Annotated in this window: 13 protein-coding genes; 12 read left to right on the plus strand and 1 reads right to left on the minus strand. The window is 64.1% G+C overall.

Features of this window, described 5'->3' with window-relative positions:
* Positions 1-3: 3 nt before the first annotated feature.
* The 4 genes from ACI6S0_RS05850 (at position 4) to ACI6S0_RS05865 (ending at position 3,981) form a co-directional block, all read left to right on the plus strand.
* The gene (locus ACI6S0_RS05850; protein ID WP_017501555.1) at positions 4-972 is read left to right on the plus strand and encodes a carbon-nitrogen hydrolase family protein; all 969 of its coding nucleotides are present in this window, start codon (positions 4-6) and stop codon (positions 970-972) included.
* Entirely contained in the window at positions 969-2,189 is a 1,221-nt protein-coding gene (locus tag ACI6S0_RS05855; RefSeq protein ID WP_017501556.1) for an NAD(P)/FAD-dependent oxidoreductase, read from the plus strand. Before ACI6S0_RS05850 ends, ACI6S0_RS05855 begins: the two co-directional genes overlap by 4 nt.
* Positions 2,190-2,302: 113 nt before the next feature.
* Entirely contained in the window at positions 2,303-2,449 is a 147-nt protein-coding gene (locus ACI6S0_RS05860; protein ID WP_157228514.1) for a TetR family transcriptional regulator, read from the plus strand.
* A 275-nt stretch (positions 2,450-2,724) separates the two neighbouring features.
* The gene (locus tag ACI6S0_RS05865; protein ID WP_026109249.1) at positions 2,725-3,981 is read left to right on the plus strand and encodes an IS701 family transposase; all 1,257 of its coding nucleotides are present in this window, start codon (positions 2,725-2,727) and stop codon (positions 3,979-3,981) included.
* 87 nt (positions 3,982-4,068) lie between these two features.
* Here the strand turns inward: ACI6S0_RS05865 and ACI6S0_RS05870 are convergent, their stop codons facing one another.
* Complete coding sequence (locus ACI6S0_RS05870) at positions 4,069-4,980, minus strand: LysR family transcriptional regulator (protein ID WP_048938628.1); 912 nt, start codon at positions 4,978-4,980, stop codon at positions 4,069-4,071.
* A gap of 163 nt (positions 4,981-5,143) precedes the next feature.
* Between ACI6S0_RS05870 and ACI6S0_RS05875 the strand changes: the two genes are divergently transcribed.
* From ACI6S0_RS05875 to ACI6S0_RS05910, 8 genes are all read left to right on the plus strand, one after another.
* Complete coding sequence (locus tag ACI6S0_RS05875) at positions 5,144-7,447, plus strand: TonB-dependent receptor (protein WP_017502799.1); 2,304 nt, start codon at positions 5,144-5,146, stop codon at positions 7,445-7,447.
* The gene (locus tag ACI6S0_RS05880) at positions 7,437-8,831 is read left to right on the plus strand and encodes a nucleobase:cation symporter-2 family protein (RefSeq protein ID WP_107917611.1); all 1,395 of its coding nucleotides are present in this window, start codon (positions 7,437-7,439) and stop codon (positions 8,829-8,831) included. The genes ACI6S0_RS05875 and ACI6S0_RS05880 overlap by 11 nt, the downstream gene beginning before the upstream one ends.
* Position 8,832: 1 nt before the next feature.
* A complete protein-coding gene (locus tag ACI6S0_RS05885; RefSeq protein WP_026109529.1) occupies positions 8,833-9,861 on the plus strand; it encodes an isopenicillin N synthase family dioxygenase in 1,029 nt (342 codons plus the stop codon).
* 1 nt (position 9,862) lies between these two features.
* Entirely contained in the window at positions 9,863-10,846 is a 984-nt protein-coding gene (locus ACI6S0_RS05890; protein ID WP_017502796.1) for an isopenicillin N synthase family dioxygenase, read from the plus strand.
* Between the two features lie 11 nt (positions 10,847-10,857).
* Positions 10,858-11,250 carry a VOC family protein gene (locus ACI6S0_RS05895; RefSeq protein ID WP_017502795.1) on the plus strand — a complete coding sequence of 131 codons (393 nt, stop codon included), beginning with the start codon at positions 10,858-10,860 and terminating at the stop codon, positions 11,248-11,250.
* Positions 11,247-12,326, plus strand: coding sequence for a Rieske 2Fe-2S domain-containing protein (locus ACI6S0_RS05900; RefSeq protein ID WP_017502794.1), 1,080 nt, complete (start codon positions 11,247-11,249; stop codon positions 12,324-12,326). The genes ACI6S0_RS05895 and ACI6S0_RS05900 overlap by 4 nt, the downstream gene beginning before the upstream one ends.
* A gap of 197 nt (positions 12,327-12,523) precedes the next feature.
* Positions 12,524-14,104 (plus strand): gamma-glutamyltransferase family protein, encoded by a 1,581-nt coding sequence (locus ACI6S0_RS05905; protein ID WP_017502793.1) that lies wholly within the window; start codon positions 12,524-12,526, stop codon positions 14,102-14,104.
* The gene (locus ACI6S0_RS05910) at positions 14,098-15,354 is read left to right on the plus strand and encodes an allantoate amidohydrolase (protein ID WP_017502792.1); all 1,257 of its coding nucleotides are present in this window, start codon (positions 14,098-14,100) and stop codon (positions 15,352-15,354) included. Before ACI6S0_RS05905 ends, ACI6S0_RS05910 begins: the two co-directional genes overlap by 7 nt.
* Positions 15,355-15,385: the final 31 nt, after the last annotated feature.

The raw sequence follows: 15,385 nt of genomic DNA on the forward strand, positions 1-15,385 counted from the left end.
CAAATGACAGATTTCCGTATTGCCGCCGCGCAATATCCGATCGAGCTTCTACTCACCTACGGCGCTTGGGAAATTAAGATCAGCCGCTGGGTGTGGGAAGCGGCGGAACAGGGTGCGCAACTCCTGCTTTTCCCAGAATATGCTGCGATGGAATTGGCGGGCGGCGATCCTGACGCTGCGGCGGATTTGCAGGCCTGGCTGCATCATGTCATGGCGGTCGGGGAGCGGATCGACGAACTACATCGCCATTTTGCCATTCACTATGAGGTGACGATCCTGGGCGGCAGCCGCCCATGCCGGGATAATCGGGGATTGATCGTCAACCGTGCCCGCCTTTTTTGCCCGGACGGCAGTTCCGGTCATCAGGACAAGATCGTCATGACCCGATTCGAGTGGGAAACCTGGGGCATAGGGGGTGGCGAGGCCATCCATGTGATCGATACACCGGTCGGACGGGTGGGGATAACCATCTGCTATGATGCCGAATTTCCGCTGATCGCGCGTGCGCAGGCAGAGGCGGGTGCGCAAATCATCCTTGTTCCTTCCGCGACCGACAGCATGCAGGGCTTTTGGCGCGTGCGTATCGGTGCGCAGGCCCGGGCGTTGGAAAATCAATGCTATGTGGTTCAGGCGCCGACGGTCGGTGAGGCGCCTTGGTTGCCCTCGCTGGACGAGAATCACGGCTCGGCGGGCATTTACGGGCCGCCTGACGGCATCACGCCGGACAATGGCGTGTTCGCATTTGGCGACCTGAACCGGCCGCAATGGCTGATAGCCGATGTCCGGCTCGATCAGGTCGAGTTGTGGCGCCGGGATGGCACGGTTCTTCCCTTCCGTCACTGGCCCGAACAGCAGGTGCCGCTGCTGATCGCCGATCGAACGGCTGAGTGGGCCATGGCAATGTCGGCAGTCCGCCAGCAATGCGCGGACAGCAGCTATCCAGAACCGATTTTTGATGGGATTTTCGAATGAGTAGTTATGACGTCCTGATCGTGGGTGCGGGCCATGCCGGTGCGCAAGCGGCCATATCGCTGCGGCAACTGGGTTTCGAAGGCTCGGTCGCCATGATCGGCGACGAAAAGGATCCCCCCTATGAACGTCCTCCGCTGTCCAAGGAATATTTCGCGGGCGACAAGAGCTTTGATCGCATCCTGATCCGCCCGGCGAGCTTCTGGGAAGAGCGCGGGATCGACATGCTGCTCGGCCGCCGCGTGAAGGCCGTTGATCCTGTCGGTAAATTTGTGACCGCAGGCGACACGGAAATAGGCTATGGCAAGCTGATCTGGGCCACGGGCGGCTCTCCCCGCATGTTGACCTGCAATGGCGCCGAAGCGCCCAATGTCCATGCCGTGCGCCGCCGCGACAATGTCGACGCGATGATGGCGAAGATCGACCAGATCAACCATGTGACTGTGATCGGCGGCGGCTATATCGGGCTTGAAGCGGCGGCCGTGCTGTCCAAATTCGGAAAGAAGGTCGTGCTGCTCGAAGCGCTTGATCGCGTGCTGGCGCGCGTGGCGGGTGAAGATCTATCGCGCTTTTATGAGGCGGAACATCGCGCCCATGGCGTCGACCTGCGCACCGGCGCACGGATGGACTGCATCGAGGTGACGGATGGCGAGGCGACCGCCGTGCAGATGGCCGATGGCGAGCGGATCGAAACCGACATGGTGATCGTCGGCATCGGCATCATCCCCGAAACCGGCCCGCTGATCGCGGCGGGGGCCATCGGCGGCAATGGCGTGGATGTCGACGAATATTGCCGCACCAGCCTGCCCGACATCTATGCGGTGGGCGATTGCGCGGCGCATGCCAACAGCTTCGCCCGTGGTGCGCAGATCCGGCTGGAATCGGTCCAGAACGCCAACGATCAGGCGAAGACCGCGGTAGGCCATATTATGGGCATGGAAGAGGCCTATAACGCTGTGCCCTGGTTCTGGTCGAACCAATATGATCTGAAGCTCCAGACCGTCGGACTGTCGACCGGGCATGACCAGACGATTTTGCGCGGCGATCCGGCGACCCGCAGCTTCTCTGTACTTTACCTCAAGGACGGCAAGCTGATCGCGCTCGATTGCGTCAATGCGGTCAAGGATTATGTTCAGGGCCGCGCGCATGTGCTGTCCGGAGCGGTGCTGAATCCGACGCAACTGGCTGACGCGTCCACGATGCTTAAGGATGTCACCTGAAAGCAGATGGCGGTGCCTCGATCGTGGAGTTTGCGATTTGCTCAGGCTAATCCAATCAGGAAAGCGAGATACTATTGGGCTAAGCACCGGCTCTGGTGAGGAAGAGGAAATTAGTGGGCAGCCGCGAAGAGAAGAAAATCGCACGACGGCGGGCGATCTTGCAAAATGCGAGGAAGATTTTTCTGGAAAATGGCTATGCTGCAACCACCATGTCCCAGGTTGCGGTCCAGATCGGCGGATCTAGGGTCAGGACCCATTGATATAACCGGCTCGATCTGATTCATGCTCCGCGAGGAGATTGGATTTGAGGGACCTGTATTGGCTGACGGACGAGCAGATGGCGCGGCTTGAGCCGTATTTTCCCAAGAGCGTTCAATCGCTCAGATCCAGTCTCCTCACGGAGCCTGAATCAACTAAATCTAATTACAGCAATGGGTTCTGACCCTAGCACTACTTTGGCAGAAGTTTGATTTTCGGGATTCCCATGGCACTGAATGCGTGATTCATGGGGAGCCAGCTTTGATGGAGGCTGGCGATGGAAGAGGCGTGGCAGGCGGATCTTGAACGGTGGCTTGCGCCATATCTGGAAGCCTTGGGGAATAAGACTCGACGTAGAATGTGCCCGGCCTATATCGCCGGTCTGATCGGGCCCGGCGATCGCAAGAGCATCCAACCCATGGCAGCCCGTTCGGATGCGATACCCTACGACCGGCTTCATCATTTCATCGGGGCTGGCTTATGGGACAGCGCCCCACTGGAAGCGACCTTGTGGAACCAGGCGGATGAATTGGTTGGCGGTGAGGGAGCCTGGTTGATCATCGACGACACCGCCCTGCCCAAGAAGGGCAAGGCTTCGGTTGGCGTCGCGCCCCAATACGCCACGGCGCTGGGCAAGAATGCCAACTGCCAGACGATGGTATCGGTGACATTGGCTTCGGGCGAAGTTCCCCTCATGTTAAGCTTGCGGCTGTTCCTGCCGGAAAGCTGGACGAGCGATGCTGCGCGCATGGACAAGGTTGGCGTGCCTGCGCCCTTGCAGGAATACCGCACCAAGCCAGAGATCGCGATTGAGGAGATTGATCGTGTCATCGCGGCCGGGGTGCGCTTTGGCTGCGTGCTGGCCGATGCGGGTTACGGGCTGTCGGCTCCGTTCCGGCAGGCACTGAGTGCACGTAGCCTTTGCTGGGCGGTTGGCATCCCCCGGCATCAGAAGGTCTATCCGGCCGATGTGCAACTGATCTTCCCAGTCGCAGGACGCGGTCGCCCACGGGTGCGACATGTGCCCGACGTCAAATCCATGGCCGCGCACGCAATGCTCGAAAGCGCGAAATGGCGACAGGTCAGTTGGCGCAAAGGAACAAAGGGACGGCTGACGGCCCGCTTTGCCGCCATGCGCGTGCGCATTGCCGATGGTGCGCCTCAACGGATCGGCTCTGCCGGGGCCCAGCACATGCCGGGCGAGGAAGCCTGGCTGGTTGGTGAGCATCGCTCGAATGGCGAGCGCAAATACTATCTCTCCAATCTGCCCGGCGACACCCCGATCAAGGCTCTCGCCGGTGCGATCAAGGCGCGCTGGGTTTGCGAACAAGCGCATCAGCAACTCAAGGAGGAACTCGGCCTCGATCACTTCGAAGGACGATCCTGGACCGGGCTTCACCGCCACGCCTTGATGTCGATGATGGCCTACGCCTTCCTGCAATCTCAAAGGCTCGCTCAGGCGGGGCGAAAAAAAAAGAATCCTCGGTCCGCCTCCCCAACCCACCTTGCCAGCAGTGCGCCAGGCCATCCTTGACCGCCTGTCTCGCTCACCGCCGGGGCATTGCCCTCACTGCGGATGTTGCCTCATCAGACGTCCCAGTAAACTTCTGCCAAAGTAGTGCTAGATTACAGGGACACCTTGCTGGTCCATTATCTGTGCCAGATGCTGAATCAGCAGGGAAGCAGGAACTGATAGCGTCCGTCCCGACGCGCTGACGATAGAAAGCGTGGACAGGTCGATCCGTTCGTCGGACAACGGGACGAAGATCAGGCTGCCCGCCTGAATCTCGCTGATCGCGTCGAAGGCGGTCAGCAACCCCACCCCCGCGCCGCGGATTGCCAGCGACTTGATCAGCCCGATGCTGCTGACTTCCGCCACGGCGCGGGGCGGGCCGCCGACATGGCGCCCCCAGGCGATGTCGAACACGCGGCGCAGCGACAATGTCTCGCTGGGCACGATCAGCGGATGGCTGGCGCATTCGGCCAGCGATATTTCCTTGCGCCCGGCCAGCGGATGGTCGGGATGCACCACCAGCCCCAGTCGATAGATCATCGTCCGGTCAAGCCGGATCACCGGATTATTGGGCGGGTTGAAGGTCACGCCGACATCGATGTCGCCTGCCATCACCTGATCGATCACCCCCTGCGCGCCAAACACCTCCATGCGGAACTGGATGGCGGGATAGCGTTGCTGGAAGGACGCGACCGCCCCGGCGATGAATTCCGTCGCGCCCTCGACCAGCCCGATGACGACGCTGCCCCTGCGCAGCCCGACCAGATTGTCGATTTCCGACCGGATGCGTTGCAGATCGCGGCGCCAGCGGCGCACCCCGTCGATCAGCAATTCCCCCGCCGCCGTCATGCGCATGCCGGTGGGGGTGCGTTCGAACAGCTGGGTGCCCATTTCCTCCTCCAACTGGATGATCTGGCGGTCGACCGCCGACGGGGCGATGTGCAGCACGTCGGCCGCGCGGCGCAGCCCGCCCCGCCGGGCGACTTCGTCGAAATACAGGGCGGCCCGGCTGAGAAGCATGAGGAAGTCTCCGTCTGAACTGTTCTCATTATGCGAACAGTGCTTGCGATATTCTGCGATGGATCAGCACAGGTTTCAATGGCAGATTTTGTGCAACAGCAAAATCGAGAGGGCGAATCAAAGAGCGATCAGCCGGTCGTCCTGTCGAAAAGGGGGTATGTGAATGTTGAATCTGCGGTCGAAATCGACGTTTCTGGCCAGCACCATGATATCCGCCCTGTTGGGCGCAGGGGTCTCCGCCCATGCAGCAGAGGCACCCGCCGCCGGGGGCGCGGCCGAGGATAGCGCCTATGCCGAGGGTGAGATCATCGTCACCGGCGAAAAGCAGCAGACCACGCTTCAGCGCGCGCCGCTGGCGATCACGGCGATTTCGGCCGATACGCTGGCCCAGTCCAACATCACCCAGTTGATCGACATGAACGGCTTTGTGCCGGGACTGACCATCGCCAACAGCGGCAGCTTCGTGCGGGTCGTGTCGATCCGTGGCGTGGGCTATGAAGCGTCCGACAATCTGAGCGCGCAGCCCGGCACCTCCTTCCACATCGATGGCGTCTATGTCGTCAGCCCCTATGCGCTGCAACAGGATTTCCTGGACCTTCAGCGGGTAGAGGTGTTGCGCGGCCCGCAGGGCACCGTCTTCGGCCAGAGCGCGACCGGCGGCATCATCAACGCCATCACCGCCAGGCCGGACACCCAGGCGCTCAGCGGATCGACCCAGCTGGAACTGGGCAATTACGATCTGGTGCGCGGCACCGCGACGCTGAACGTCCCGATCAGCGACACGCTGGCCGTGCGCGGCACCGTGCAGCGCTATTATCACAAGGGCTTCGCGCGCCAGACCGGGCTCAGCCCGGCCTATGGCCGCTACGGGCTGGACGATGCCGACCGTATTTCCGCCAAGATATCGCTGCTGTGGACGCCGACCGACACATTTTCCGCCCAGTTGACGGCGCAATATTTCAATGCCGACGAACATGGCGCCGCGCAGAAGAATGTCGACGATATCGACACCGATCCGCGCCGCATTTCCCAGGATTATGCGAACAAATACAAGCTCGACTTCTTCCTGACCTATGCCGACCTGCAATATGACATGGGCTTTGCGACGCTCAAGTCGCTCAGTTCCTACCAGACGACGCGCAACCACAACCAGATCGACGTCGACCGGTCCACCTATGCCCAGACCGGCACCTATGACGCCCAGCCCTATTGGAACAACAGCGTCGACGCCTTCAGCCAGGAATTCAACCTGACCTCGAACGGGGAAGGGCCGCTCAGCTACATTGTCGGCGCCTATTTCCTCTATCAGAAACTGGGCCAGGACATATTGGAATATCGCGGCACGGACGCGAACCCGGTCTATGATCTGACCCTGCCGCTGACCTTCGCCAACTATCCCTATAATCTCGATTATGCGCTCAACAGCCGGCAGAAACGTTATAGCTATGCCGGTTTCGCCCAGGCCAAGTACAAGCTGGCCGACACGGTCAGCGCGACGCTGGGCCTGCGCTACGCCCATGACGATTTCAACAGCAGCAACAGCACGCTGTTCGATATTTTCGCGCCGACCGTGCATGCGAAAACCAGTGAAAATGCGCTGACCGGCAAGGGCGAGGTCGATTTCGAACTGACTCCGCGCAACATGGTCTATGCCAGCATTTCGCGCGGGTATAAGCCCGGCGGCGTCAGCAACAACAGCACGCCGTTGCTGGTGCCGCTGACCTATCAGCCGGAATATGTCTGGTCCTATGAGATCGGCGCGAAGAACCGCTTTGCCGACGGCCGGGTGACGCTGAACACCGCAGCCTTCTTCTATGACTATAAAAATCTGCAATATCAGATGGAGGATCCGATCCCCTATCAGGGCGGCGTGTCGAACGTGCCCAAGACGCGGATCTGGGGTGCAGAGGCGGAGGCCACGGTCGAACTGACCGGGAAGCTCAAGCTGGACGGCAATGTCACCTATCTCGATGGCGAACTGGTGGGCGATTATATCACGCTGGACCCGTCCCGCGCCCATGCCGCCACGCTGGCCGCCGCCGCGCTGGGTTATGGCCCCTTCGATGCCTATACCATCGCGCTGCGGGCCCAGCAGACCCGCAACACCAACGGCAATGTGCCGCCCAAACTGCCCAAATGGCAGGGCGCGGTCGGCGCGACCCACACGCTGGACATCGGTTCGCTGGGCACGCTCAAATCGCATGCGGAACTCATCTATCGCGGCAAGTTCCAGTATCGCATCTTCAATGACGGCGCCCGCGACGTGGTGCCCGGCTATACGCAGGTGAACGCCAATTTCGCCTTCACCCCGCAGGACAGCGGCTGGACGCTGGGCGTCACCGTGTCGAACATCTTCGACAAGAACGGGATCGCCTCGCGCTATTCCAACCCCTTTGGCAGCTTCACGACCAGCGACATGTACATCCCGCCGCGTCAGGTCATCGCATCGGTGAAATATGACTTCTGATCGCGTCATGCCCCATCCGGTGGACCATGTCCCGCCGGCGGGGGCGCTGGGGGCCCTGGCCTTCCAGCATGTGCTGACCATGTATGCAGGGGCGATCACCGTGCCCCTGCTGGTCGCTTCCGCGCTGCACCTGTCGGCGCAGGACACCGCCTATCTGGTCAGCGCCGACCTGTTCGCCTGCGGGCTGGTCACGCTGCTGCAATGTCTTGGACTGGGCCGGGGCGGCGTGGGCATTCGCCTGCCCATCATCATGGGCGTGACCTTTGTCGGCGTGATGCCCGCCATCGCCATTGCCAGCCAGCCGGGACTGGGCCTGCCGGGCGTCTATGGCGCGGCCATCGCCGCCGGGCTGATCGTCCTGCCGCTGGTGCCGCTGGTCGGACGGCTGCGGCGGGTGCTGACCCCCACCGTCACCGGCACCGCCATGCTGCTGATCGGCCTGTCGCTGATGGGCGTGGCGGTGGACTGGGCCGCCGGCGGACAGGGCGCCGCCGACTATGGCGCGCCTGTCCATCTGCTGCTGGCGGGCGGCACCATTGCGGTGATCCTGCTGGTGACGCGGCTGGGCACCGGCTTTCTGGCCAATTGCGCGATCCTGATGGGCATGGCGGCGGGCTATGCCGTCGCGGCAGCCATGGGGCTGGTGGATTTTTCCGGCGCCGTCGCCGCACCCCCGCTGCAACTGGTCACGCCCTTCCATTTCGGCCTGCCCCTGTTCGACCCGGCGGCCATCGCATCGATGGTGGTGGTGCTGCTGATCACGCTGGTGGAATCCAGCGGCATGCTGACGATGATGGGCGACATGGTCGACCGTCCGGTGACGACGCGCGACCTGTCGCGCGGGCTGCGCGCCGATTGCCTGGGCGCGGTCATCGGCGGCGTTTTCAACAGCTTTCCCTATACATCCTATGCCCAGAATATCGCGCTGGTGAACATGACAGGGGTGCGCAGCCGCTTCGTCTGCATCGGCGCGGGCGCGATGATGCTGGTGCTGGCGCTGTTCCCCCGGCTGTCCGCGCTGGTCGCCGCCGTACCGCCCAGCGTGCTGGGCGGGGCCGCGCTGGTGCTGTTCGGCATGGTCGCGGCGTCGGGCATCCGTTCGCTCGCGGCGGCGGGGCTGGACCGATCGCGGGAGGATCTGCTGGTCGTCGCGATCAGCCTGGGCATGGGCCTGATCCCCACTTTTTCCGACCGTTTCTTTGCCGCGGCCCCGGCTGCGCTGGCGCCCTTCACCCATAGCGGCGTGCTGCTGGGCATTGTCACGGCGATCCTGCTCAACATCTTCCTTGGCACCGGGCGCGCAACGAACAGCGCCATCGCCGGGGAATCCGACATCCACAACAATCGCATGCCGGCGCCCCATGCCGGCCACGCAGGAGGCTGAAATGAAGTTTGACGGTAGCGTGGTTCCCATCATCGACCTGACCCCCGCGCGCACGGGCAGCGAAGCGGACCGACAGGCCGTGGCCGAACAGGTTGGCGCCGCTGCGCGCAGCATCGGTTTTCTGGTGGTGTCGGGCCATGGTGTCCCGGCCGAAGCGATCGAGGCCGCCGCCACCGCCAGCCGGGCGCTGTTCGACCTGTCGGGCCCGGAAAAGGGCAAATATCGCTCGCCCGACCCGGCCGTCTATCGCGGCTATTTCGGGATAGAGACCGGCAACCTTGCCAGCACCATCGGCGAGGAAGATGCCAAGCCCGACCATCGCGAATATTATAATATCGGCCGTTTCGACCTGGACGAAAGCGACCCCTATTTCACCACGCCGACCGCGCGCCGGATCTTCCATCCCAATATCTGGCCCGATGCCGACGTGCCCGCCTTCCAGCCTGCCATCGTCACTTATTATCATGAGATGGAAAAGCTGGCCGCGCTGCTGATGGAACTGTGCGCCCGCGCGCTGAACCTGTCGCCCGACTGGTTCGCGGACAAGATCGACCGGCACATCACCAACATGGTCATCAGCAACTATCCCGACCAGCCCGAAGCGCTGGAGGATGGCCAGCTGCGCGCCGGTGCGCACACCGATTATGGCGGCCTGACCATCCTGAAGACGGAGGACAAGCCCGGCGGACTGGAAGTGCTGACCGCCGACGGCCGCTGGGAAGCGGTGCCCATCGTGCCGGGCGCGTTCATCATCAACCTGGGCGACCTGATGGCGCAATGGACCAATGACGAATGGGTGTCGACCATGCACCGCGTCGTCAATCCGCCGCGCGACAAGGGGGTGGGCAGCCGCCGCCAGTCGCTCGTCTTCTTCCACCAGCCCAATTACGACGCGGTCATCGAATGCATCCCGACCTGCGCCATCGACAAGGCGCCGAAATATGCGCGCACCACGTCGCTGGAGCATCTGGAAATGAAGATGGACCAGATGAACAACACGCCCAAGTTCAAGGAAGCGGAGGCCGCCTGACATGATCGTCTACACGCCCCCCAAGCCTGCAGAGGCGATCCCCCTGATCGACCTGGGGCCCAGCCTGTCCGGCGACCTGGAGGCCAAGAAGGCGGTTGCGTGGGAAATCCACAAGACCGCGCGGGACACCGGCTTCTTCTACATCGCCAACCATGGCGTGCCGCAGGCGATGATGGACGGCCAGCTCGACCTGGCGCGCCGCTTCTTTGCCCTGCCGCTGGAGGAAAAGGCAAAGGTCGACACCAGATATTCGACCTGCACCCGCGGTTACGAGGCGCCGGGCCTTCAGACGCTGGACGACGGATCACCGCCGGACCTCAAGGAAGGCTTTCTGATCGGCGTCGATCTGGACGACGACCATCCCTATGTGCGTGATGGCGTGCCCAATTGCGGCGCCAATCTGTGGCCGGAAAAGCCCGATGGCTTTCGCGCCCGCTATGAAGCCTATGTGGCAGAGATGTTCCGCGTCGGCCGCCATCTGATGAGCCTGATCGCCCTGTCCATCGACCTGCCGGAGGATTATTTCGTCGACGGGCTGCAGGAGCCGCTGTTCAACAGCCGGCTGCTGAAATACGGCCCGCAGCCGACCGACGCCGCCTATAACCAGATCGGCGCGGGCGCGCATATCGACTGGGGCATGATTACCATTTTGCTGCAGGACGATGTCGGCGGGCTGGAGGTGGAAAATGCGGCGGGCGAATGGATCGCTGCGCCGCCGATCCCGGGCACCTTCGTCATCAACCTGGGCGAAATGGTCCGCGTGCTGACCAACGGCCTGTACCATGCCAACATGCACCGGGTGCTCAACAACCATAGCGGCCGGGATCGCTTTTCGGTGCCGACCTTTTTCGACCCCAATTATTTCTACAAGGTCAGCTGCGCGCCGACCTGCCTGCCCGAAGACGGGCCGCCCACCTATCCCGACACCACGGTGGGGGATCATATCGCCGAAATGTACCGCAAGACCTATGGCCTCGCGGCGTGAAGGATCGAACAATGGCTGTTCTTGCTTATACCAACATCTTCACCGCCGACATCGACCGGCTGGCCGATTTCTACAGCAGCCTGTTCGGGTTGGAGGAATATCGCGAAAGCCGCTCGCCGATCTTCCGGGGCTTTGCCGCCGGCGGCACGTCGCTGGGCTTCAGCGGCACGGGCGCTTATGAACTGCTGGGCATGGCGCCCCAGACGGAACCGGGCGACCGCGTGTTCCAGACCTTCAACGTGGATTCGCCCGAAGAGGTGCAGCGGCTGACCCGGCAGGCCGCCGTGCTGGGCGCACAGGTGGTGAAGGAACCGTTCGAAACCTATTATGGCTGGTATCAGTCGGTGCTGCGCGATCCTGACGGGAATGCCTTCCGCATCAACTATCTGGGAGTTCCCGCATGACGCAGGCGCCATCGCTGCTGCAGGAACGGGACGATGTGCCGCCGCCGGCCGCGACCCGGCCCCCCCGCGTCACCCGGCCGCGCAACTGCACCTATGCCGACGGGGACTGGGAAATATTGTCCCGCTACTGGTTTCCCGTCGCCCGCGTCGACGATGTCGGCACCGCGCCGGTCCAGTCAAAGCTGCTGGACGTGAAGCTGGTCGTCTATCGCACCACGTCGGGCATCAGCGTCGCGCGCGACCTGTGCCCCCATCGCGGCGTGCCGCTCAGCATGGGCTGGGTGGAGGACGACAATCTGGTCTGCCCATATCACGGCCTGCGCTTTGCTGCGGACGGGCGCTGCGTCAAGATCCCGGCCCAGCCCAATGTCGTGCCGTCGGACCGGTTCCGCGCCACCACCTTGCCCATGGTCGAACGCTATGGGCTGGTGTGGACCTGTCTGGATCCGGACAATGCGCTGGCCGACATTCCCGACTTCCCCGAATTCGGCGCGTCCGATTTTCAGGCCATCGTCTGCCCGCCAGTGTCGATACAGGCCGCCCCCGGACGGCAGGTGGAAGGGTTTATCGACGTCGCCCATTTCGCCTGGATCCATCATGAGGCCTTTGCCGACCGCGAGAACAGCGTGGTGCCGCTCTACCAGACCCGGCAGACCGACTATGGGTTCCGCAGCATCTATATCAGCGATGTCAGCAACTTCCCCAAACCGTTGCAGCATCTGGAACCCGAAGGCTTCATCTGGCGCCGGACCTTCGACGTCTATCCGCCCTATATCGCCTTCCTGACGGTCGATTTCCCCCATGACGGCGTGCTGCGCATCATGAACATCGCCACCCCGGTGTCAGCGCGGGAAACCACGCTTTATGTGCCGCTGGTCCGCAATTTCGACCGCACCGGATCGGTCGAGGATGTCTACGCCTTCAACGCGCAGATCTTTGCGGAGGATCAGGCCATTGTGGAGGCGCAATGCCCGGAGGACCTGCCGCTGGAACTGGAGGAGGAAGCCCATTTCGCGGCCGACCGATCTTCCGTTTCCTATCGCAAGGCGTTGCGGGCGCTGGGCCTGACCTGCTGAAACAGACGTTCCATGGCACCTGCGGGGGCGGACGGCGAGGCATCGCCGCCCGCCCTTTTTTTGCGCCCTCTTTCCCTGTGGGGCCGGATTATCTGCTGTCCCCATTTTGGCATCGCCATGACCTAAAATAAGTTCTTTTTTAGATCGGCCGCCGCCGTCACACTTTTTCCCATCAGCCTGACAGGGACGCCCATGACATGATGCACGCACCATCCAGCTATAATGGCCTTGCCACTGCGCCGCATCATCTGGCGAGTCAGGCGGGCCTGAGCGTGCTCAAGGATGGCGGCACCGCGGTCGAGGCATGCGTGGCGATGGCCGCGACGCTGGCGGTGGTCTATCCCCATATGACCGGTATCGGCGGCGACGGTTTCTGGCTGATCCACGATCCCGACGGCCATGTCCATGCCATCGACGCCTGCGGCGCCGCCGCCGCGCGCGCCGACCTGTCGCTCTATGCCGGGCTGAAGGACATTCCGTGGCGCGGCCCGCTGGCGGCGAACACAGTTGCGGGCACGGTGTCGGGCTGGAAACAGGCGCTGGCGGGCGATGCCGGCACGCTCAGTCTGGACCGGCTGCTGCGCGACGCCATCGATCTGGCGCGGCAGGGCGTCGCCGTGACAGAGGGCGGGGCGCAGATCGCGGCCGCCAAACATGCCGAACTGATTGCGCAGCGCGGCGCCTATGGCGATATTTTCGCGCCGGGCGGCCGCCCGCTGAAGCAGGGCGAACGGCTGTGCCAGCCCGCGCTGGCCGCCACGCTGCAGATGCTGGCCGACAATGGCCTGCAGGATTTCTATACCGGCAAGCTGGCCCGGTCGATCGCGGCGGATCTGGTCGCGCTGGGCAGCCCGGTCACGGCTGCCGATCTGGAGGCGCACCGCGCCATCGAACCCCGGCCGCTGACCCTGACGGTCAAGGGCGCGCACCTGTACAACACGGCGCCGCCGACGCAGGGGCTGGCGTCGCTGCTGATTCTGGCCCTGTTCGACCGGCTGGGCGTGACGGAGGGGGAGGGGTTCGCCCATCTCCACGGCCTGATAGAGGCGACGAAACAGGCCTTTCTGGTGCGCGACAGCCATGTCGGCGACCCGGCCCATATGCCCGTTCCCGCCCAGTCGATCCTGGACGACCGGGATGCGCTGGCGGCGATGGCCGGGCGCATCGACCCGGCGCGCGCGCTACCCTGGCCGCAGGACAGCGCGCTGGGCGACACCTGCTGGTTCGGCGCGGCCGATGCGCGTGGGCAGGTGGTCAGCTGCATCCAGTCCACCTATTTCGAATTCGGGTCCGGGCTGGTCCTGCCGCAGACCGGCATCACCTGGCAGAACCGGGGCGCCAGTTTCCGTCTGGCGCAGCAAGGCTGGAACGCGCTGGCGCCGGGACGCAAGCCCTTCCATACGCTGAACCCGGCGCTGGCGCGTTTCCATGACGGGCGGGTCATGGCCTATGGCACCATGGGCGGGGAGGGGCAGCCGCAGACGCAGGCCGCGATCTTCAGCCGCTATGCCTGGTTCGACGTGCCCTTGCAGCAGGCGGTGACGATGCCGCGCTGGCTGCTGGGCCGGACCTGGGGCGAAAGCAGCACCACGCTGAAGCTGGAAAGCCGCTTCGACCCTGCCACCGTCGCAGCGCTGGCGGCGGCGGGCCATGATGTGGAGATGCTGGCCCCCTTTACCGCCACCATGGGCCATGCCGGCGCGGTCGTGCGCCATGCCGACGGCCTGATCGAGGGCGCGACCGACCCCCGGTCCGACGGCGCGGTGGCGACATGGTAAGCGGCGCGCGCGCGGTCGAACGGTGCGACCGGCTGGGCCTGCCGCCCTATAGCGACAGCGCTGACGGGCTGTATCGCGCCTATCTGACGCCCGCCTATGCCGCGTCGCAGCAACTGGTCGCGCGCTGGATGGCGCAGGCAGGCATGGCGGTGCGGATCGACGCGGCGGGCAATCTGATCGGCCGCTATGAGGGGACAGGCGACGGCCCGCCGCTGATCGTGGGCAGCCATCTGGACAGCGTGCGCGACGCGGGCCGCTATGACGGGCCGCTGGGCATCATGCTGGGCATCGAATGCGTGGCGGCGCTGCACGATGCGGGCGAAAGGCTGCGCTTCCCCATCGAGATCTACGCCTTCGGGGATGAGGAAGGGTCGCGCTTTCCGCTGGCGATGCTGACCAGCCGGGCGGTGGCGGGCACGCTGGACGCGCAGCTGACCGAACCTGCAGATGCCGATGGCGTCACCCTGTTTCAGGCGATGGCCGCCTATGGCGAGGCAGTGGGCGCCGCGGTGCCCCGCGATTTCGACGCCTATCGGCAGGCGCGCCACCCCGGCGCCTTCGCCTATCTGGAGGCGCATATCGAACAGGGCCCGGTGCTGGAGGCCGACGGGCTGGCGCTGGGCACCGTCACCGGCATCGCCGCGCAACGGCGCTTTGGCATAAAGGTCGGCGGCCGGGCGGGCCATGCCGGGACCACCGCCATGACGCTGCGCCGCGACGCGCTGGCGGCGGCGGCGGCGATGATCCTGACGGCGGAGCAGGAGGCGCTGGCCGCCGGGGGCGACCGGGTGGCGACGGTGGGCACCGTCACCGCCGGGCCGGGCGCGGCCAATGTGGTGCCGGGCAGTGCCATGTTCACGCTGGACGTGCGCGCCGCGCGGGATGCCGATTGCGCCGCGCTGGCCGATGTCATTGTCGCGCGTTTCGGGCACATCGCGGCGGTGCGCGGCGTCACCCTGTCGGTCGACGCGCTGCACAGCCTGCCCGCCAGCCCCTGCGACCCGCAACTGATGACGCTGATGGACGGCGCGCTGGCGGCGGAGGGGCTGCCGGTGCGACGGCTGGTGTCGGGGGCGGGGCATGACGCGATGATCCTGTCCGCGCTTTGCCCCACGGCGATGCTGTTCATCCGCTGCCGCGAGGGGATCAGCCACAATCCGGCCGAAAGCGTCCTGCCCGAAGACGCCGATCTGGCCGCCCGCACGATGCTGCGCTTCATCAAATCCCTGGAGGATATCCACCGTGCCTAATGTCTTTGCAGAGATCGACCCGCCCCAGCGC

Origin of the sequence: Sphingobium sp. DN12 (assembly GCF_051058005.1) — a bacterium.
GTDB classification, from domain to species: domain Bacteria; phylum Pseudomonadota; class Alphaproteobacteria; order Sphingomonadales; family Sphingomonadaceae; genus Sphingobium; species Sphingobium yanoikuyae.